The following is a 16,305-nucleotide window of genomic DNA, read 5'->3' on the forward strand; positions in this document are numbered from 1 at the left end:
CGGGTGGCTGACGCTCCCGCCCATACCCGGGAGGCGCTTGCACTCGCCATGCCCGAGTGCTAATCATTGCGTTAGCACTCTGAAGGTGAGAGTGACAACGTAAGGACCGGGTCGGTGAGGCCCGCAGGCCGGGTGGGAAGGAACCACGAGGCAAGCGAGCCGTCCGTCGCGGGCGCGGGCGCGGTCCGAAGTAATCACCCCCAGTCCTGGAGGGACCACTTCACATGGCCAAGATCATCGCGTTCGACGAGGAGGCGCGGCGCGGCCTCGAGCGCGGCATGAACCAGCTCGCGGACGCCGTCAAGGTGACGCTCGGCCCCAAGGGCCGCAACGTCGTCCTCGAGAAGAAGTGGGGCGCCCCCACGATCACCAACGATGGTGTCTCCATCGCCAAGGAGATCGAGCTCGAGGACCCGTACGAGAAGATCGGCGCCGAGCTGGTCAAGGAAGTCGCCAAGAAGACGGACGACGTCGCCGGTGACGGTACGACCACCGCGACCGTTCTCGCCCAGGCCCTGGTCAAGGAAGGCCTGCGCAACGTCGCCGCCGGCGCCAACCCGATGGCCCTGAAGCGCGGTATCGAGCGCGCCGTCGAGGCCGTCTCCGCCGCCCTGCTGGAGCAGGCGAAGGACGTCGAGACCAAGGAGCAGATCGCCTCCACGGCCTCCATCTCCGCCGCCGACACCCAGATCGGCGAGCTCATCGCCGAGGCCATGGACAAGGTCGGCAAGGAAGGCGTCATCACCGTCGAGGAGTCCCAGACCTTCGGTCTGGAGCTGGAGCTCACCGAGGGTATGCGCTTCGACAAGGGCTACATCTCGGCGTACTTCGCCACCGACATGGAGCGTATGGAGGCCGTCCTCGACGACCCGTACATCCTGATCGCGAACTCCAAGATCTCGAACGTCAAGGACCTGCTCCCGCTCCTGGAGAAGGTCATGCAGTCGGGCAAGCCGCTGCTGATCATCGCCGAGGACGTCGAGGGCGAGGCCCTGTCGACCCTGGTCGTCAACAAGATCCGCGGCACCTTCAAGTCCGTCGCCGTCAAGGCCCCGGGCTTCGGCGACCGCCGCAAGGCGATGCTGCAGGACATCGGCATCCTCACCGGCGGCGAGGTGATCTCCGAGGAGGTCGGCCTCAAGCTGGAGAACGCCACCCTCGACCTGCTGGGCAAGGCCCGCAAGGTCGTCATCACCAAGGACGAGACCACCATCGTCGACGGTGCCGGCTCCGCCGACCAGGTCCAGGGCCGCGTCAACCAGATCCGCGCCGAGATCGAGAACAGCGACTCGGACTACGACCGCGAGAAGCTGCAGGAGCGCCTGGCGAAGCTCGCCGGCGGTGTCGCGGTCATCAAGGCCGGTGCCGCCACCGAGGTGGAGCTCAAGGAGCGCAAGCACCGCATCGAGGACGCCGTGCGCAACGCCAAGGCGGCCGTCGAGGAGGGCATCGTCGCCGGTGGTGGCGTGGCCCTGCTGCAGGCCTCCCAGGTCTTCGAGAAGCTGGAGCTCGAGGGTGACGAGGCGACCGGCGCCAACGCCGTGAAGCTCGCGCTGGAGGCCCCGCTGAAGCAGATCGCCGTCAACGGTGGTCTCGAGGGCGGCGTCGTCGTGGAGAAGGTCCGCAACCTCCAGGTCGGCCACGGCCTGAACGCCGCGACCGGTGAGTACGTCGACATGATCGCCGAGGGCATCATCGACCCGGCGAAGGTGACCCGTTCCGCGCTGCAGAACGCCGCCTCCATCGCCGCGCTGTTCCTCACCACCGAGGCCGTCATCGCCGACAAGCCGGAGAAGGCCGCTGCCCCGGCCGGCGGCGGCATGCCGGGCGGTGACATGGACTTCTGATCGACCCGGTCGATCAACGTCCTTGCCGAGGGCGGCACTTCCTGTTCCGACAGGGGGTGCCGCCCTCCGGCGTGTGCGGGATCACAGCGAGGGCGGGATGCCCTGGGAGGAACGGGCTGTTGGAATGTGCGTCCTATGCGTATGCACATACTGACCGGTACCTCCTGAGGAGTCCTTCACGTGACTGTCGCCGCCTCCGCCGCCTCCCGCGCCGCCGAAATCCTGTCCCGGCCCGTATCGCTGGGCGGTCTGACCGTCCCGAACCGGATCGTGATGGCTCCGATGACCCGCATGTTCTCCCCGGGCGGCGTCCCCGGCGAGGACGTGCTGTCGTACTACGCGCGCCGCGCCGCCGCCGGAGTCGGTCTGATCGTCACCGAGGGCACCTACGTCGGCCACGACTCGGCCGGGCAGAGCGACCGCGTCCCCCGCTTCCACGGCGAGGAGCAGCTCGCGGGCTGGGCGAAGGTCGCCGAGGCGGTGCACGCCGCGGGCGGCACGATCGTGCCGCAGCTGTGGCACATCGGCATGGTCCGCAAGCAGGGCGAGCCGCCCGTCGCCGACGCCCCGGCCGTCGGCCCCTCCGGGCTGCGCATCGGCGCCGACGAGCCCACCGGCAAGGCCATGACCCAGGCCGACATCGACGCCGTGATCGGCGCCTTCGCCGAGGCCGCTGCCGCCGCCGAGCGCATCGGCTTCGACGGCGTCGAACTCCACGGCGCCCACGGCTACCTGCTCGACCAGTTCCTGTGGGAGGGCACCAACCGCCGCACCGACGCCTACGGCGGCGACCGGGTCGCCCGCGCCAAGTTCTCGGCGGAGATCGTCGCCGCCGTCCGCGAGACCGTCTCCCCGGACTTCCCCGTCATCTTCCGCTACTCCCAGTGGAAGCAGGAGGCCTACGATGCCCGCCTCGCCGAGACGCCCGAGGAGCTGGAGTCCATTCTGACCCCGCTCGCGGCGGCCGGCGTGGACGCCTTCCACGCCTCCACCCGCCGCTACTGGGTCCCCGAGTTCGACGACTCCGACCTGAACCTGGCCGGCTGGACCAAGAAGCTCACCGGCAAGCCCGCCATCACCGTCGGCTCGGTCGGCCTGAACGGTGACTTCATCAAGGCCTTCCAGGGCCAGGGCGCCGAGGTCGGGGACCTCGACAACCTCCTGGACCGCTTCGAGCGGGACGAGTTCGACATGGTCGCCGTCGGCCGGGCGCTGCTGCAGGACCCGCTGTGGGCGCAGAAGGTGCTCGACGGCCGCTTCGAGGACCTGGCGCCGTACGACCCGGCGGCGCTGAAGACCCTCAGCTGACCTCGGGTCTGTGACTCTGGATCTGCTCGCATCGGTCAAGGACACTGACCGGACGCCTGTTCACCGGCATCCCGTGAGGAGTTCCAGATGACGACGACCGAGTTCAGCCCGCCGACGGGCGGGGCCTGCGAGGGACCCGCACCGGTGGTCCGAACGACCGCCGGTGCGGTCCGGGGCCGGAACGAGGAGGGGCTCGCCGTCTTCCGTGGCATCCCGTTCGCCGCACCGCCGGTGGGCGAGGCCCGTTTCGCGGCCCCGCGCCCCGCCCCCGCCTGGGACGGCATACGGGACGCGCACGCCTTCGGCCCGCCGCCCCCGCAGGACCTCGGCCTGATGGGCGGACCGGGCCTGATCGACGTGCCCCAGGGCGACGACTGGCTCACGGTCAACGTCTGGACCCCCGACGCCGACCCGGCCGCCCGCCGCCCCGTGATGGTGTGGATCTACGGCGGCGCCTACAAGCTCGGCCACTCCGGCAGCCCCGGCTACGACGCCCGGCGCATAGCCGCCGACGGCGACCTCGTGGTCGTCACCCTCAACTACCGCGTCGGCATCGAGGGCTTCGCCCACATCGAGGGGGCGCCCGCCAACCGGGGACTGCTCGACCAGGTGGCCGCGCTGGAGTGGGTGCGGGACAACATCGAGGCGTTCGGCGGCGACCCCGGGCAGGTCACGGTCTTCGGCGAGTCGGCGGGCGCGGGCTCCATCGCCTCACTGCTCGCCATGCCGCGCACGGCCGGACTCTTCCGGCGGGCGATCGCACAGAGCGTGCCGGGGACGTTCTTCTCCGACGCACTGGCCCGGGACATCGGCACGGCCCTCGCCGCCGAGGTGGGGCTGCGGCCCACGGTCGCCGACCTGTCGACGATCGAGCCGCGCAGGCTTCCCACGGCGGGCGAGACGCTGAGCACGAAGATGCTCCAGTACCTCGACCGCTGGGGCCAAGTGGCACCGACCTCCACCCCGTTCTCGCCGGTGGTCGACGGCGAGGTGCTGCCGACCACGCCGTGGCGGGCGCTCGCGGCCGGTTCGGCACGGGACGTCGACCTGCTGGTGGGCCACAACCGGGACGAGTACCGCCTCTTCATCGCCATGGCCGGTCAACTGGGCCAGATCCCCGAGGAGAAGGCGGCCTCGGCCCTGCGCCTCTTCGCTCCCGGCCCCGGCGGCGAACAGGCCTACCGCACGGCCTTCCCCGAGGCCTCCCCGTCCGAGCTGTACGAGCGCGTCCAGACGGACTGGCTGTTCAGCATGCCCTCCCTGCACCTGGCGGAGGCGCAGCGCGCGGGCGGCGGACGCGCCCACCTCTACGAACTGACCTGGCCGGCCCCCGGGAACGGCGGTGCGCTGGGCGCCTGTCACGGCCTGGACATCCCCCTGCTCTTCGGCACGTTCGGGGCGGACCTCGGGGCGCTGCTGTTCGCGGGCGTCGAGCCGTCCGCCGAGGCCCAGGCGCTGTCGTCCCGTTTCCGCTCGTCCTGGACGGCGTTCGCGCGGACCGGGGACCCGGGCTGGCCGGCGTATGACACCGCGGAGCGGCTGGTGCAGCTGATGGACGCGGAGCCGGTGGTCACGGCCTACCCGGAGGAGGCGTCGCGGCGGCTGTGGGAGGGGTACGACTTCCGCCCGCTGCCCCTGCTGTGACGGGCTAGAGGTTGCCCATCGGCTCGATGTCGACGCGCACCGGCGTCCCCCACACCCGCAGCACCTCGTAGTCGGTGAACTCGTGCACCAGCCGGTACGCCATGGCGGCCCGGGGCGCACGCCGCTGGGCGGCGATGAACAGCTCCGCCTCACGGCGGTCTCGGCGCGGGGTGCCGCACAGTTGCCACTCCTGGCCGTTCCACAGCTCCGGCAGCCAGCGCTGCTGGGGCTGGGGGCGGTCGCCGCGCACGCCGTAACGGGACTGCACGGGGTGTTCGGTGGGCTGCTGCGGATTCGGGGCGGGCCCGTTGAACTCGTCCCGGCGGGCGGCCCGGCGCCGCGTCTCGCAGAGCAGGCAGAGGTCGGGCGCCCCCTTGTCGACGGGGCCGTTCGGATGCTCGGGGCAGCGGGTCGTGGGCTTGGCGGCCGTGACGCTCTCCTCCAGCAGCTCCAGGGCCCGCCGCACGTCCGCCTTGACCTCGTGCAGTTTGGCGTCCGGGGTGTCGGCACCGAGGGCTTCCCCGTGCTCGCCGAGGAGACGGAGGGCGCGGCCTAGGGCGGTGAGCTGGGCGTGGTTCATGGTGCTCATTGTCGTCAGTCGGCGTAGTCCTTGAGCTTCTCGGTGTCCAGGGTGATGTTCACGGGGGAGGGGAGGTCGACGGTGGCGCCCCAGGGGTGGGGGGAGATCTGCTGGTAGCGGCCGTCCTTCGGCTCGCTGTAGACGGTGATGGTGTTGTTGTCACGGTCGATGAGGAGATACACGGGGATCTCGGCCTCCGCGTAGCCGATGGGCTTGTCGATGCGATCGCGTTGATCGGTGTCGCGGTCGTGGGAGGTGATCTCGACGGCCATCAGGGCACCGTCGGGGTCGGACCACTCGCGGTCGCCCTTGAAGTGGTCCACTGGTGCCAGGAAGCCATCCGTTCGTGCCCGGCCCTTGCGGTAAGCCTCTGCCTTGACGCCCCGCTCTGGAGCGAGATCCAGGTCGGGTCGGTGCTGCATGCACTGGCGCAACAGCCACATGAAAATCGACGTGTGGTTGCCGTCCGGCATGGCTTTGACCTCTACCTTTCCATTGATGTACTCCAGCCGCACGGTCTCGGGGGCTGCCGCGGCAAGCTCCTCGAACTCGTCCACGTCGAGCGGGCCGTGCCGAATGCACAGCCGCCCGCCCAGGAACTCCAGCCTGTTCCGGATCTCCCTTGGGGCCCTGCGAACGAGCTCGTCGAAGTCCTCGATGTCCATCTGCGGGCGGTCAGCGGTTTCTGGGGTCATGGCGTCGCCTCCTTTCCTCCATCGTGCCCCCGGTTGGTGGCGTCGGACCGTAGGAGCCGTCATGCGTGTGCCTTCTCTCGGCGTCGTTGGGACATCGCGGCGCGGATCTGGGCCGCGCGGTCGTGCACCGTGGGGGCGGACAGAGGTGCGGGGGGTTGCGCGGGAGCGCGTTCGCCCCGGCAGGCGCTGCAACGCCCCCCTGGCAGGGACTCCGGGCGCCCCGGCGCACCGCAGTTCGCGCACTCCAGTACGCGCAGGGGCGGACGTGGGGCGGGTGAGGGAGGGAGTTTGCTGGTCAGGCGGTTGCGGACCAGGGCGGCGGGGTGATGGACGGGCGTCGGCAGGCCGGCCGTGAGCGCACGCAGGACGTCGTCCTCCGAGGCGCCCCGCTCGAACCAGTCCGACACCAGCGGGGCGAGCGTGGCGCAGTCGGTCTGGGAGAGGGACAGGACGGGGGCCGTGCGGCCGAGGGCGGCCAGGAGGATGTGGGCGCGGGAGCGGGTGGGACGCTGCTGCTGCTTCGGTACATCGCCGCGGGTGAAGGCGGCCCACCAGTCGTCGTCGCGCGCGGTACGGGACCACCACGAACGGGTGATCCAGCGGGAGCTGCCGTCGTCCGCCGCCAGGCACTCCCGGCCTCGTCGCAGGTGGCCTGCCTCCTGGAGGTGGTTGAGGGCCGTGCCGAGGGCGCACTGCCCGTACGGGAGGTGCTTGGCCAGCGTCTTCACGGAGATGTCGGCGCCGTCGGGGAGCCGGTCGAGGTAGGCGGCGATGGCGGCTTCGCGGCGTGGAAGCTGCGCGAAGTCGTCGTTGGTGCGGGGTAGTTGGTCGGGTGCGGAGCGCTTGCCGTAGCCCGGGTTCGCCATTGGGTGCGCGGACGGGGAGGCAGCACTAAGCTGGGACTCAGCCATGGGATCGGTCTTTCAGCCGTCGATCACTTGGTTAAGCCCCCGCAGGTGTTGGTAGCACCTGGCGGGGGCTGTTGCGTATGCGGGAACGCTAGAGGTTTGTCACCGTCTGTGGCAAGCCGAACGCGTCAAGTCAACACGCGGGGTGGGAGGGCGGGTTGAGGCCCACCACCCATTCCTTGAAAAGAGGGCTCGAAGCCCGGATCCCGAAGCTCAGGCCATCTCGACCTTGAGGTTCGCGACGAACGCGGTCCAGGCGGCGGCCCGGAACACGAGCTTCGGGCCGTGTGGGTTCTTGGAGTCGCGTACGGGGACGGCGGTGGGGAAGTCGCGGGTGACTTCCAGGCAGTTGCCGCCGTCGCCGCCGCTGTGACTGGACTTGTGCCAGGTGGCTGCGTCCAGGTGGTGCTCAGGTATGCGCCTCATGGGCGTAATCCTGCGCCATGCCCTCGATCAAGGCCAGGGAGTCCCCGGGCGAAAGCGCGCAGGCGGTGAGGAGTTCGTACCTGAACCGCTGGTCCTTGACCGTGGCCGGGTCGTCCTCAAGGCGTCCGGTGCCGACGCCTTCGAAGTAGACAAGCGGAGGGGCGTTCTCGAAGTCCATCAGCTTGATGGCGCCCTGCATGGCCGCGTGCGCGCCCGCGTCGAAGGGCAGCACCTGCACGATGACCCGGCCCCGCTTGGCCAGATCGGCGAGGTGTCGCAGAGCTTCGGCCATCACCTTGCGTCCGCCGGTCACACGCCGCAGCGCGGCTTCGTCAACGACTGCCCACAACAAGGGCTGTGTTGGATCGTCGAGGAGCTGGGCCCGCTCCATGCGCGCGGCCACCAGTTCCTCGATCTGTTCCTCCGGCGCTGTCGGCCTGTAGGCGCGGCAGACGGCCCGCGTGTAGGCGGGTGTCTGAAGCAGGCCGGGAATCAGCAGCGGTGCGTACTCCCGAATCTCCGACGACAGGGTTTCCGCCTCCGCCGCCTCAGCGAAGTGCTCCGGGTATCTCGACTTGGCCGTCACCCCGCAGTTCCGCTGAAAGAAGTCCCCCGTCCCCAACACCTCGTCCAGCAGCCGCGCGTACTCCCGCTGCATCCGCCGCGTCCCTGCCTCCAGCTGCCCGATGAACGACCCGCTCACGAACAGCCGCTGGCCCACTTCTTCCTGGCTGAGGCCGGCCTTCTCGCGGGCGTGCCGGAGTTCGGCGCCCAGGAGGGCCCGAGGGGAGGAGGACGGGTCGAGGTCCCTGGGTCCGGGCATGGGTAACTCCCTGTCGCACACATGGGGTTGTTGGAACGCCGTGTATGGCCAGGTTAGGCACCGAGCGGCCACGCTGTGTGGCGAATCACAAACACAGCGTGGAGGTAGGGAAAGGTGCGCTCGACCGAGGAGATCGTGGAGTCGCTGCGGGAAGCCCTCAAGGGAGTCGGTGTCGTGCTGCCGTCCCTGTGCGTCGACCCGGTGACGGCCGCGAGTGACGAGCCGTTCGCCCTGGTCGACCTGGGGCGGTGCAACGTGCGGACGGCCGAGCATCTGACCGACGTGCTGCGCTCGCTGCCCGCGGGGGAGGCTCTGCGGGCGCGGGTGCGGCAGGTCAACCGGGAGGCGAGGCCGAGGTGAGAACGAGCTTTCCGGCTGACCGGGTAGATCCATTATCCCGGCTCCGGCACCCCCTCGTCACCGTCCTCCGGAATGATCTTTTCGAGGTGAATGCGGCTTTACGGTTGTGGCAACCATCCTGACCTGCAAGGGAGTTGACCATGACCCGTGACCTGAAGGCCCTCTCGGGCGAACTGACCGCCATGGCCGCCGCCGATCACGAGATGGCCGTCACGGGAGCCGCCAACGGCGAGGACCCGGTCGAACAGCTGGCATGGCGGCGACTCACCGCCCGGCACGGCGACCGGCTGAACGAGATCATGGACGAGGTCGGCTGGCCCACCGCCGCCCTGGTCGGTGAGGACGCCGCGCGGGCCGCCTGGCTCGTCGCCCAGCACGCCGACCGGCAACTGGACGTGCAGCGGCGGGCGCTGCGGTTGCTGGAGGAGGCCGTGGAGTCGGGCGCGGCCGGGGCTCGGGAGCTGGCGTTCCTGCGGGATCGCACGCTCGTGAATGAGGGGCGGGAGCAGGTCTACGGCACTCAGATCGCCGGGGTCCGGGAGGACGGCTCGCCGATCCCCTGGCCCTGCGCCGAGCCCGAGCGCGTCGACGAGTTGCGTGCGGGCGTCGGCATCGAGCCGTTCGCCGAGTACGTCGCGAAATGGTCTTGACGGGTCAGCCCTTCGCCGCCGTCAGGGCCGCCCGCAGATGCCCGTCGGATTCCTCCAGCAGCCGCGCCGCCGTCGGCCCGTCCACGTCGGCCAGGAGGACCAGGATCGCGTTCTTCACCTCACCGCCGGTGGTCGTGAGGGCGTCTTCGATCTCCTTGTCGTCGGCGCCGGTGGCGAGGGCGACGATCCGGTGGGAGCGGGCGCGGAGCTTGTCGTTGGAGGCGCGGACGTCGACCATCAGGTTTCCGTAGGTCTTGCCCAGGCGGATCATCGTGATCGTCGAGAGCATGTTGAGGACGAGCTTCTGCGCCGTGCCGGCCTTCAGGCGGGTGGAGCCGGTGAGCAGTTCGGGGCCGACGATGATCTCGAGGCCGTGCTCGGCGGCGGCCGCGAGCGGGCTGCCGGCGTTGCAGGCGAGGCCGAGGGTGAGGGAGCCGCGGGTGCGGGCGTACTCGACGGCGCCGACGGCGTAGGGCGTGCGGCCGGACGCCGAGATGCCGACCACCGTGTCGTCGGGGGTCAGGCCGAGGGGCTCCAGGTCGGCCCGGGCCAGTTCCCGGGAGTCCTCCGCGCCCTCGACCGAGGTGACCATGGCGTCCGGGCCGCCCGCGATCAGGCCGACGACCCTGGACGGGGCGGTGTTGAAGGTGGGCGGGCACTCGGAGGCGTCCAGGACGCCCAGCCGGCCCGCCGTGCCGGCGCCCGCGTAGACCAGGCGGCCGCCCCGGGCCATCCGGTCCGCCACGGCGTCGATCGCGGCGGCGATCTGCGGCAGCCGCGCCGCGACCGCCCCGGCCACGGTGGCGTCCTCGCCGTTCATCAGCCGCGCGATGTCGAGCGTGGGCAGCCGGTCGATGTCGGCGAGTTCCGGCCGGAACGCCTCGGTGGTCAGGGACTCCAACTCGGTTCTGAGGTCACGGGGGTCGGAGGTGGAGGTCATGGACGGCTCTTTCGTGTCTTTCCGGGGCTGGGCGTGGCGGCGGCCTCAGGAACGGTGCCGGTGGGCCAGCGCCTCGTACGACGCCGAGAGCGCCGGCGCGGCCGTCTCGTACGTCCGTTGCGCCACCCCCACGAAGAGGCAGTCCACCACAAGGAGCTGACCGGTCCGTGACGACATCGCCGCCGGACGCAGTTCGCTCTCCCGCGCGGTGGACGTGGTGAGGACGTGGTCGGCGTACTGGGTGACCGGGCCGTCGGGGCGGCCGGTGATGGCCACCGTCGTCGCCCCGTGCTCGAAGGCGACCCGCAGCGGCTCGATGACGTCCCCGGTCGAACCGGAGTGTGTGATGGCGATCGCGACGTCGCCCGCGCGCAGTTGCACGGCGTTGGTGACGGCGAGGTGCGGGTCGCTGTGGGCGTGCGCTATCAGCCCTATGCGCAGGAGCTTCTGCGTCAGGTCCTGGGCGACCAGTCCGGACGCCCCGACGCCGTACACGTCGGTGCGGCGGGCGCCGGTCAGCGCGGTGACGGCGGCGCCGAGTTGGACGGTGTCCAGGCCGGCGGCCGTGTCGGCGAGGGTCTGCTGTTCGTCGTAGGCGAGCTTCGTGACCACGTCGGCGATCGGGTCGTCCACCGCGATGTCCGTCGTGATGGCCGGGGCGCGGCCGGACTGCTGCTGCGCGGCGAGGCCGGCGAGGGCCAGACGCAGGTCCCGGTAACCCGGATAGCCCAGCAGCCGGGCGGTGCGTACGACGGTCGCCTCGCTGGTGCCGGTGAGCTGGGCCAGGCCGGTGACCGTGAGGGCGGCGCAGCCCGCCGGGTCGGCCGCCACGGCCTCGGCGACACGCTGCATGGAACGCGTCATCGACGGGCCCAGCGTGCGGACCTTGGCCGCGAGGGCGGCGGGAGCGGGCGGGGTGCCGAGCGTGCCGACCATGGCCCCCGGGCCGCTTGAGAAAGTTTCCTTCACTTCGTAGGTCACTCTTGAAAGATATTTTCGGCTCGGCGTCGCGGTCAAGAGTGCGCACAATGGGGGCATGGACCCCATCAGCCCCCTGGAGCAGGCCCTGCACGCCGCGCGCGCCCTCGTGCTGGCCGACCTCATGGCGGGACGTGTCGCCGAGGCGGACGTCGTGTCGCTGGTCGAGCAGTCCATCGTGGAGCGGCGATGGTGGGTGGAGCAGTGGCCGGAGGGCGCTCCGTTCGTGGCCGGTCTGGTCGCGCAGGACGTGCAGGACGCCCTGCTGGAGCGCTACGGCCGCTGGCCGCTGTGCCCGGTGTGCGGCACCGGTGACCCGCACGCCCTGGACGTGCAGCCGGAGTTGGGGCCCGACCCGCACTGGGTGTGCGGCGAGGCGGGCGTGAAGGTGGCGGCGGTGGGGTCGCTGGGCGAGGCGATCGGCGGGGCGGAGCCCTCGTGACCGTCTATATCGACCCACCGGCCTGGCCCGGACACGGCCGCATGTGGTCGCACCTGATCAGCGACGTCTCCTACGACGAACTGCACACCTTCGCCGCACGCCTCGGCGTGCCCCGGCGGGCCTTCGAACGCGACCACTACGACATCCCCGCCCAGCGGTACGCGGACGCGGTGGACGCCGGGGCCGTGGAGGTCAGCAGCCGCGAGGTGGTGCGGCTGCTGTACGGGGCGGGGCTGCGGCGGCCGAAGGGGCGGGCTCAGGCGCCGGGTTCGCGCAGTTCGTAGGTGATCTGCTCGACGTCTTCCGCGACGGCCTCGAACCCGGCGCGGGCGAGGACGCTGTGCGAGGGCGCGTTGTCCCGCTCGACGTTCGCGACCACGGTCCGTACCTCGTCCCGGCCCAGTGCCCACGCCGACAGCGCGCGCAGCGCCTCGGTGGCGTACCCGTGGCCACGGGCCGCTTCGACGAGGTCGTAGCCGATCTCGACCCGCCCCGCCTCGTCGGGGACGGAGTGGAACCCCATGGCGCCGAGTGCGCGCCCGTCCTCGCGGCGGACCAGCACGTACGTGCCCCACTCGGGGCGGTGGACGCCGTCCTCGTACTGCTTGAACACCATGCCGGCGCCGATCCGGGTGCCTTCGAGGGGGCCGCCATCGAGCCACTCGAAGCCGCCGTCGCCGACCGTGGCCAGGTCGTTCGCCGCCGCCGGGGTGACGCCCTCCAGCGTGAGCCGCTCGGTGGGGATCACCAGGTTGTTGCTCCACATCCATTCCGTGACCGGGGCGCGTCCGGGCAGGTCTCCGCGGCCGGTGGCCCACAGCAGGGTCCGCCACGGGGTCGGGCCGGGCTGCACGTGCGGGAAGATCCGGGTGAGGACGAAGTCGCACAGCGCCGGGTCCGGTTCGTACGCGACCCCCAGTCCCTCGGCGATGTCGTGGGTGTGCAGCAGCACCTCGGCCACGCCCATCGCGGCGAAGCCCTCGGGGTTCGCGCTGCGGAAGGGGAACGGGTGGAAGGCCCGGACCTCGCGGGGGGTGGTGCGAATGGCGGCGGTGAGCAGGGCACCGGTCGTCTCGATCACCCGCAGGACACTGTCGTTGCCGGTGCCCTCCTCCAGGCCGAACGCGAAGGGGATGCGACCCTCGGCCGCGCGTCCGGCCAGCTGGCCGGCGTACCTGAGCAGAGCCACGGCCACGTGCACCGCCGTCTCACGGCAGCTCCACTCCAGTCCCTGGGCGGGCACCGCCTCCCAGTCCCGGTCCACAGCCGCCCTCAGCGCCTCCACGGAACCGGCCACGGCTTCCTGAACGCGTTCCCCGCCCATGTCTCCCATACGGAGCAGGTTATGCGGCGAGGTCCGGTCAGAGCGACAGCATTTCCAGCTCGGCGGAGAGGTTGTAGCGTGCCGTGGCCTCCCACTTCGCCGCTCCGTGGGGGGTCCTGAACAGCCTTGGCAGGTAGAGGAGTTGGCGCAGGATGGCGGCGCGGCCCGTGCGGAAGGCGTCGCTGGGGACGAAGTGGTACTCCTCGCGGACGGCGGCGGTGTAGGCGGCGTACGCCGACGGGGGCGAGGCGAGGACGGCCAGGTCGGCGTCGCACAGGACCTGGCCGTCGGGGTCGTCGTCGGCGGGGTCGTGGGTGACGGTGAGGCGGACCAGCCTGGCCACCTCGGCCGTCTTGGCGGTTGGGACGCCGGCCTCCGGGAGGGCGCGTTCGGCGAGGCGGGCCGAGCGTTCCTCGTTCTCCGAGCGGTCGGGCAGGTACACGGCGTCGTGGAACCAGGCGGCCAGCCGGACCACGTCCGGGTCCCGCGCGTGCTCCTCCAGTACGTCGATGTGGTCGAGGACCGCGGTGAGGTGCTCGACCGTGTGGTAGCGGCGCTGCGGCTCCTGCCAGCGGGTCAGCAGGTTGTCGGCGTACGGCACCGGGTCCGGGCCGGCGGCCGGGCCCCTGGCCGCCTCCAGGGTGCGGGTGAAGCGGGTGCGGAGGGCGTCGAGATCGGCCATGGGGTCATTCTCCCGCCGGCCGTGGTGAGCTGGTAGCCCCTGCCGACCTCGTCGGTGCGGACCTCGCGCTCCTCGATCTCGCAGTATCTCCGCACGCGGACACGGTCCATGTCCTCCAGGTGGTACTGGACGACAACCTGCTGGCCCGCATCCTCGAGGGCGAACGCGGGGGCGGCTGGCTGGCCGGGATGGAAGGGCTCGAGGTCAGCTTTGACGGGGCCCTGGTCATCAGCTTCCCGGACAGTTCACCTACGAGTGCTGAGAACGCGGCTTGGCCTTGATGGCGTGACGGGCGGCCTTGTAGGTCTCGGGCAGGAAGCGGTGTTCGATGGCGGTGCGCTTGGTGGCTGCGTCGCCGCCGACGACCTCGGCGCGTCCGTTCATCAGGGCGAGGAAGCCCTGGCGGGCGACTTCCTTGCGGCTGTTCTTCTTCATGCCGGGGCCGAAGGCGGTGTTGTTCATGCCGGCCCGGGCGTGGAAGTCGCTGTCGGTGGCGCCGGGCATGAGGCAGGTGACGGTGACGCCGTGTTCCTTGAGTTCCTCACGCAAACCGAGGGCGAACATGCGGGTGAAGGCACGGGAGGGTCCGTACACGGTCTCGTAGGGGGTAGGCAGGGTCGCCGACAGCGACGAGGTGATCAGGATGCGGCCGCGGCCGTTGCCGGCCATGTGGCGGGCGACGTGCTTCGCCAGGTGGACGACCGATGCCACGTTCAGCCGGATCAGGGAGAGTTCGTCGTCGAGGTCGGTGTCGAGGAAGGCGCCGCCGATGCTGCGGCCGGCGTTGAGGACCGCGGCGTCGAGCGGCCGTCCGGTCTCCCGCACCGCCCGCCATACCGTCTCGACGCCCTCGCTCTGGGAGAGGTCGGCGCGCACGGGTGTGACGTGGACGCCGTGCCGCGCGAGGTCGGCCGCCGCCCGGTCGGTGTGCTCGCTGCGGCCGGTGGCGATCAGGTCGAAGCCGTTGACGGCGAACAGCTTCGCGAGTTCGTAGCCGATGCCCGCGGAGGCCCCGGTCACCAGGGCGAGCGGGCGGTGGGAGGTGGTGCTGCTCATGTGCGGTGCTCCGTTTCCTGTGGGCTGGGGGTGGGCTCACCAGTCCTGGCGGGTGGGGTGGATGACGATGTCGTTGCCGGTGACGTCGGTGGGCTGGTCGAGGGCGTGGACGACGGCGTCGGCCACGTGGTCCGGGTGGATGGCATCCTCGTTCAGGTCCTGGGCGATCCGCTTGCCCTCGGCGTTGGAGACCTTGTCGGCCCAGCCGGTGTCGATGACACCGGGGCTGATCATGGAGACCTGGATGCCGTGGGCGATGCCGACTTCCCGGCGGAAGCTGTCGGTGATGCCGCGGATGAAGAACTTGGTGGCGCTGTAGACGCCACCGGCGTCCCCGACGCGGATGCCGGCGACCGAGCTGAGGTTGAGGATGTGGCCGGACCTGCGGGCGATCATTGCCGGTCGTACCGCGTCGGCGTGGGGGCCGGTGAGCACATCGCTTCCATCTCCATCACTGCCGTGTGCGGGGGCCCATGAAGTGCTGGAGAAGGTGCTGGGGCCCGTCGCTCCGGCCAGGCTGGTGATCCCCGTGCAGGGGTGGTGGCCTGCAGGCTCTCCCGGGTGAGGGTGATGTGCGTGCTCATCGGTTCGGCTATGTGCGGGGCCGGGGCAGGCAGCGCATCTGCCCGGGACCGCGACCGGTGACAGGCCAGGGGTACGGCGATGTCACCGGCCGGCGGATTCTGTCGCCAGGTCAGGCGGCGGAGGCGTCGAAGTCGGCCGACTTCGTCAGTGCCTCGTTCGCGCGGATCTCGACGAGCATGGACTCCAGCTGCTCGATCGCCATGCCGTACGCCGGAGCGCCCAGCAGCAGACGCTGCGGGTGGGTGTCGGCGGAGAGGGCGGTGATGATCGCCCGGGCGGCGGCGTGGGGGTCGCCGGGCTCCTTGCCGGTGTCCGCGCGGAACGCCGCACGCGCCGCGCCGACCGTGTCGGCGTAGTCCGCGATCTCCCGCTCGGGCAGCGTCTCATTGGCGGAACGGCCGGCCCAGTCGGTGCGGAAGGGACCGGGCTCCACGAGCAGCGTGGTGATGCCCAGCGGGGCGACCTCCTGGCGCAGGGCGTCGGTCAGGCCCTCGACGGCGAACTTGGTGGCGGCGTAGTAGCCGACGGCCGGGAAGGCGCGGAGCCCTCCGATGGAGGAGAAGTTCACGATCGTCCCCGAGCGGCGTGTGCGCATGCCCGGCAGGACGGCGCGGATGACGTCGGACAGGCCGAAGACGTTGATGTCGAAGATCCGGCGGATCTCGTCGTCGGTGCTCTCCTCCACGGCGGCGAAGTAGCCGATGCCGGCGTTGTTGACCAGCACATCGATGCCGTCGAAGTGCTTCTCCGCAGCCTCGACGGCCTCCCTGACCTGCGTTGCGTCGGTGACGTCGAGGGGCAGAGCCAGCGCCCGGTCGTTGCCCACGACGAGGTCCTGGACCTGGGCGACGTCGCGGGCGGTGACGACCGCCCTGTGGCCGGCGGCGAGGACCTCCTCGGCCAGGGCACGACCGAAGCCGGTCGAGCAGCCGGTGATGAACCAGACCTTCTGCTGAACAGTCACGATGCGGATATTCCTCGGAACGGGCGCACCCCTCCCACGGCGATCACCACGGGTGACGGCGAAGGGGGCGCTGTGTACGGGGGAAAGCGGCGC

General features: G+C 71.0%; 19 protein-coding genes. 7 read left to right on the forward strand and 12 right to left on the reverse strand.

The annotated features are described in order from the left end of the window. Positions 1 to 224 precede the first annotated feature (224 nt). The 3 genes from groL to IE97_RS0121885 all read left to right on the forward strand — a co-directional run bounded on the left by groL (position 225) and on the right by IE97_RS0121885 (position 4,799). Entirely contained in the window at positions 225 to 1,847 is a 1,623-nt protein-coding gene (gene groL / locus IE97_RS0121875) for a chaperonin GroEL (protein WP_030243211.1), read from the forward strand. Positions 1,848 to 2,027: 180 nt separating this feature from the next. Next, positions 2,028 to 3,155, forward strand: a complete 1,128-nt coding sequence (locus tag IE97_RS0121880) for an NADH:flavin oxidoreductase (protein WP_030243213.1) — start codon at positions 2,028 to 2,030, stop codon at positions 3,153 to 3,155. An 87-nt stretch (positions 3,156 to 3,242) separates the two neighbouring features. Then, a complete protein-coding gene (locus tag IE97_RS0121885) occupies positions 3,243 to 4,799 on the forward strand; it encodes a carboxylesterase/lipase family protein (protein ID WP_030243216.1) in 1,557 nt (518 codons plus the stop codon). Positions 4,800 to 4,803: 4 nt separating this feature from the next. On the opposite strand, the gene IE97_RS0121890 is transcribed toward IE97_RS0121885, so the two are convergent. The 5 genes from IE97_RS0121890 to IE97_RS0121910 all read right to left on the reverse strand — a co-directional run bounded on the left by IE97_RS0121890 (position 4,804) and on the right by IE97_RS0121910 (position 8,231). Continuing rightward, positions 4,804 to 5,379, reverse strand: coding sequence for a hypothetical protein (locus tag IE97_RS0121890; RefSeq protein ID WP_030243219.1), 576 nt, complete (start codon positions 5,377 to 5,379; stop codon positions 4,804 to 4,806). Positions 5,380 to 5,393: 14 nt separating this feature from the next. After that, positions 5,394 to 6,074, reverse strand: a complete 681-nt coding sequence (locus tag IE97_RS0121895) for a Uma2 family endonuclease (protein WP_234310624.1) — start codon at positions 6,072 to 6,074, stop codon at positions 5,394 to 5,396. Between the two features lie 59 nt (positions 6,075 to 6,133). Continuing rightward, positions 6,134 to 6,940 (reverse strand): hypothetical protein, encoded by an 807-nt coding sequence (locus IE97_RS0121900; RefSeq protein WP_030243224.1) that lies wholly within the window; start codon positions 6,938 to 6,940, stop codon positions 6,134 to 6,136. A 255-nt stretch (positions 6,941 to 7,195) separates the two neighbouring features. Next, a complete protein-coding gene (locus IE97_RS0121905) occupies positions 7,196 to 7,408 on the reverse strand; it encodes a DUF397 domain-containing protein (protein WP_030243226.1) in 213 nt (70 codons plus the stop codon). Then, positions 7,392 to 8,231 carry a helix-turn-helix domain-containing protein gene (locus tag IE97_RS0121910; RefSeq protein WP_030243228.1) on the reverse strand — a complete coding sequence of 280 codons (840 nt, stop codon included), beginning with the start codon at positions 8,229 to 8,231 and terminating at the stop codon, positions 7,392 to 7,394. The genes IE97_RS0121905 and IE97_RS0121910 overlap by 17 nt, the downstream gene beginning before the upstream one ends. Before the next feature lie 114 nt (positions 8,232 to 8,345). Between IE97_RS0121910 and IE97_RS38610 the strand changes: the two genes are divergently transcribed. Together IE97_RS38610 and IE97_RS0121920 are read left to right on the forward strand one after the other, a co-directional pair. Beyond that, complete coding sequence (locus tag IE97_RS38610; RefSeq protein WP_037844575.1) at positions 8,346 to 8,591, forward strand: hypothetical protein; 246 nt, start codon at positions 8,346 to 8,348, stop codon at positions 8,589 to 8,591. A 140-nt stretch (positions 8,592 to 8,731) separates the two neighbouring features. Then, positions 8,732 to 9,241, forward strand: coding sequence for a DUF6624 domain-containing protein (locus IE97_RS0121920; protein WP_030243233.1), 510 nt, complete (start codon positions 8,732 to 8,734; stop codon positions 9,239 to 9,241). Positions 9,242 to 9,245: 4 nt separating this feature from the next. On the opposite strand, the gene murQ is transcribed toward IE97_RS0121920, so the two are convergent. Both murQ and IE97_RS0121930 read right to left on the reverse strand, forming a co-directional pair. Then, a complete protein-coding gene (murQ, locus tag IE97_RS0121925) occupies positions 9,246 to 10,181 on the reverse strand; it encodes an N-acetylmuramic acid 6-phosphate etherase (RefSeq protein ID WP_030243235.1) in 936 nt (311 codons plus the stop codon). Between the two features lie 45 nt (positions 10,182 to 10,226). Then, complete coding sequence (locus tag IE97_RS0121930; protein ID WP_030243238.1) at positions 10,227 to 11,162, reverse strand: MurR/RpiR family transcriptional regulator; 936 nt, start codon at positions 11,160 to 11,162, stop codon at positions 10,227 to 10,229. 55 nt (positions 11,163 to 11,217) lie between these two features. Between IE97_RS0121930 and IE97_RS0121935 the strand changes: the two genes are divergently transcribed. Together IE97_RS0121935 and IE97_RS0121940 are read left to right on the forward strand one after the other, a co-directional pair. Further along, positions 11,218 to 11,601, forward strand: a complete 384-nt coding sequence (locus IE97_RS0121935; protein WP_030243241.1) for a hypothetical protein — start codon at positions 11,218 to 11,220, stop codon at positions 11,599 to 11,601. Beyond that, positions 11,598 to 11,885 carry a DUF4031 domain-containing protein gene (locus IE97_RS0121940; RefSeq protein WP_030243244.1) on the forward strand — a complete coding sequence of 96 codons (288 nt, stop codon included), beginning with the start codon at positions 11,598 to 11,600 and terminating at the stop codon, positions 11,883 to 11,885. Before IE97_RS0121935 ends, IE97_RS0121940 begins: the two co-directional genes overlap by 4 nt. Here the strand turns inward: IE97_RS0121940 and IE97_RS0121945 are convergent. From IE97_RS0121945 to IE97_RS0121965, 5 genes are all read right to left on the reverse strand, one after another. Then, entirely contained in the window at positions 11,858 to 12,934 is a 1,077-nt protein-coding gene (locus IE97_RS0121945) for a GNAT family N-acetyltransferase (protein WP_030243246.1), read from the reverse strand. The two genes, IE97_RS0121940 and IE97_RS0121945, sit on opposite strands and share 28 nt — an antisense overlap. Before the next feature lie 28 nt (positions 12,935 to 12,962). Continuing rightward, on the reverse strand, positions 12,963 to 13,607 hold the full coding sequence (locus IE97_RS0121950) for a hypothetical protein (RefSeq protein ID WP_030243249.1): 645 nt from the start codon (positions 13,605 to 13,607) through the stop codon (positions 12,963 to 12,965). Positions 13,608 to 13,856: 249 nt separating this feature from the next. Beyond that, entirely contained in the window at positions 13,857 to 14,663 is an 807-nt protein-coding gene (locus tag IE97_RS0121955) for an SDR family NAD(P)-dependent oxidoreductase (RefSeq protein WP_030243252.1), read from the reverse strand. 36 nt (positions 14,664 to 14,699) lie between these two features. Continuing rightward, entirely contained in the window at positions 14,700 to 15,098 is a 399-nt protein-coding gene (locus tag IE97_RS0121960; protein ID WP_051705068.1) for an SDR family oxidoreductase, read from the reverse strand. 259 nt (positions 15,099 to 15,357) lie between these two features. Continuing rightward, a complete protein-coding gene (locus IE97_RS0121965; RefSeq protein ID WP_030243258.1) occupies positions 15,358 to 16,212 on the reverse strand; it encodes an oxidoreductase in 855 nt (284 codons plus the stop codon). Between the last annotated feature and the right edge of the window lie 93 nt (positions 16,213 to 16,305).

Origin of the sequence: Streptomyces sp. NRRL S-455, from assembly GCF_000717875.1 — a bacterium.
In the GTDB taxonomy this organism is placed as follows: domain Bacteria; phylum Actinomycetota; class Actinomycetes; order Streptomycetales; family Streptomycetaceae; genus Streptomyces.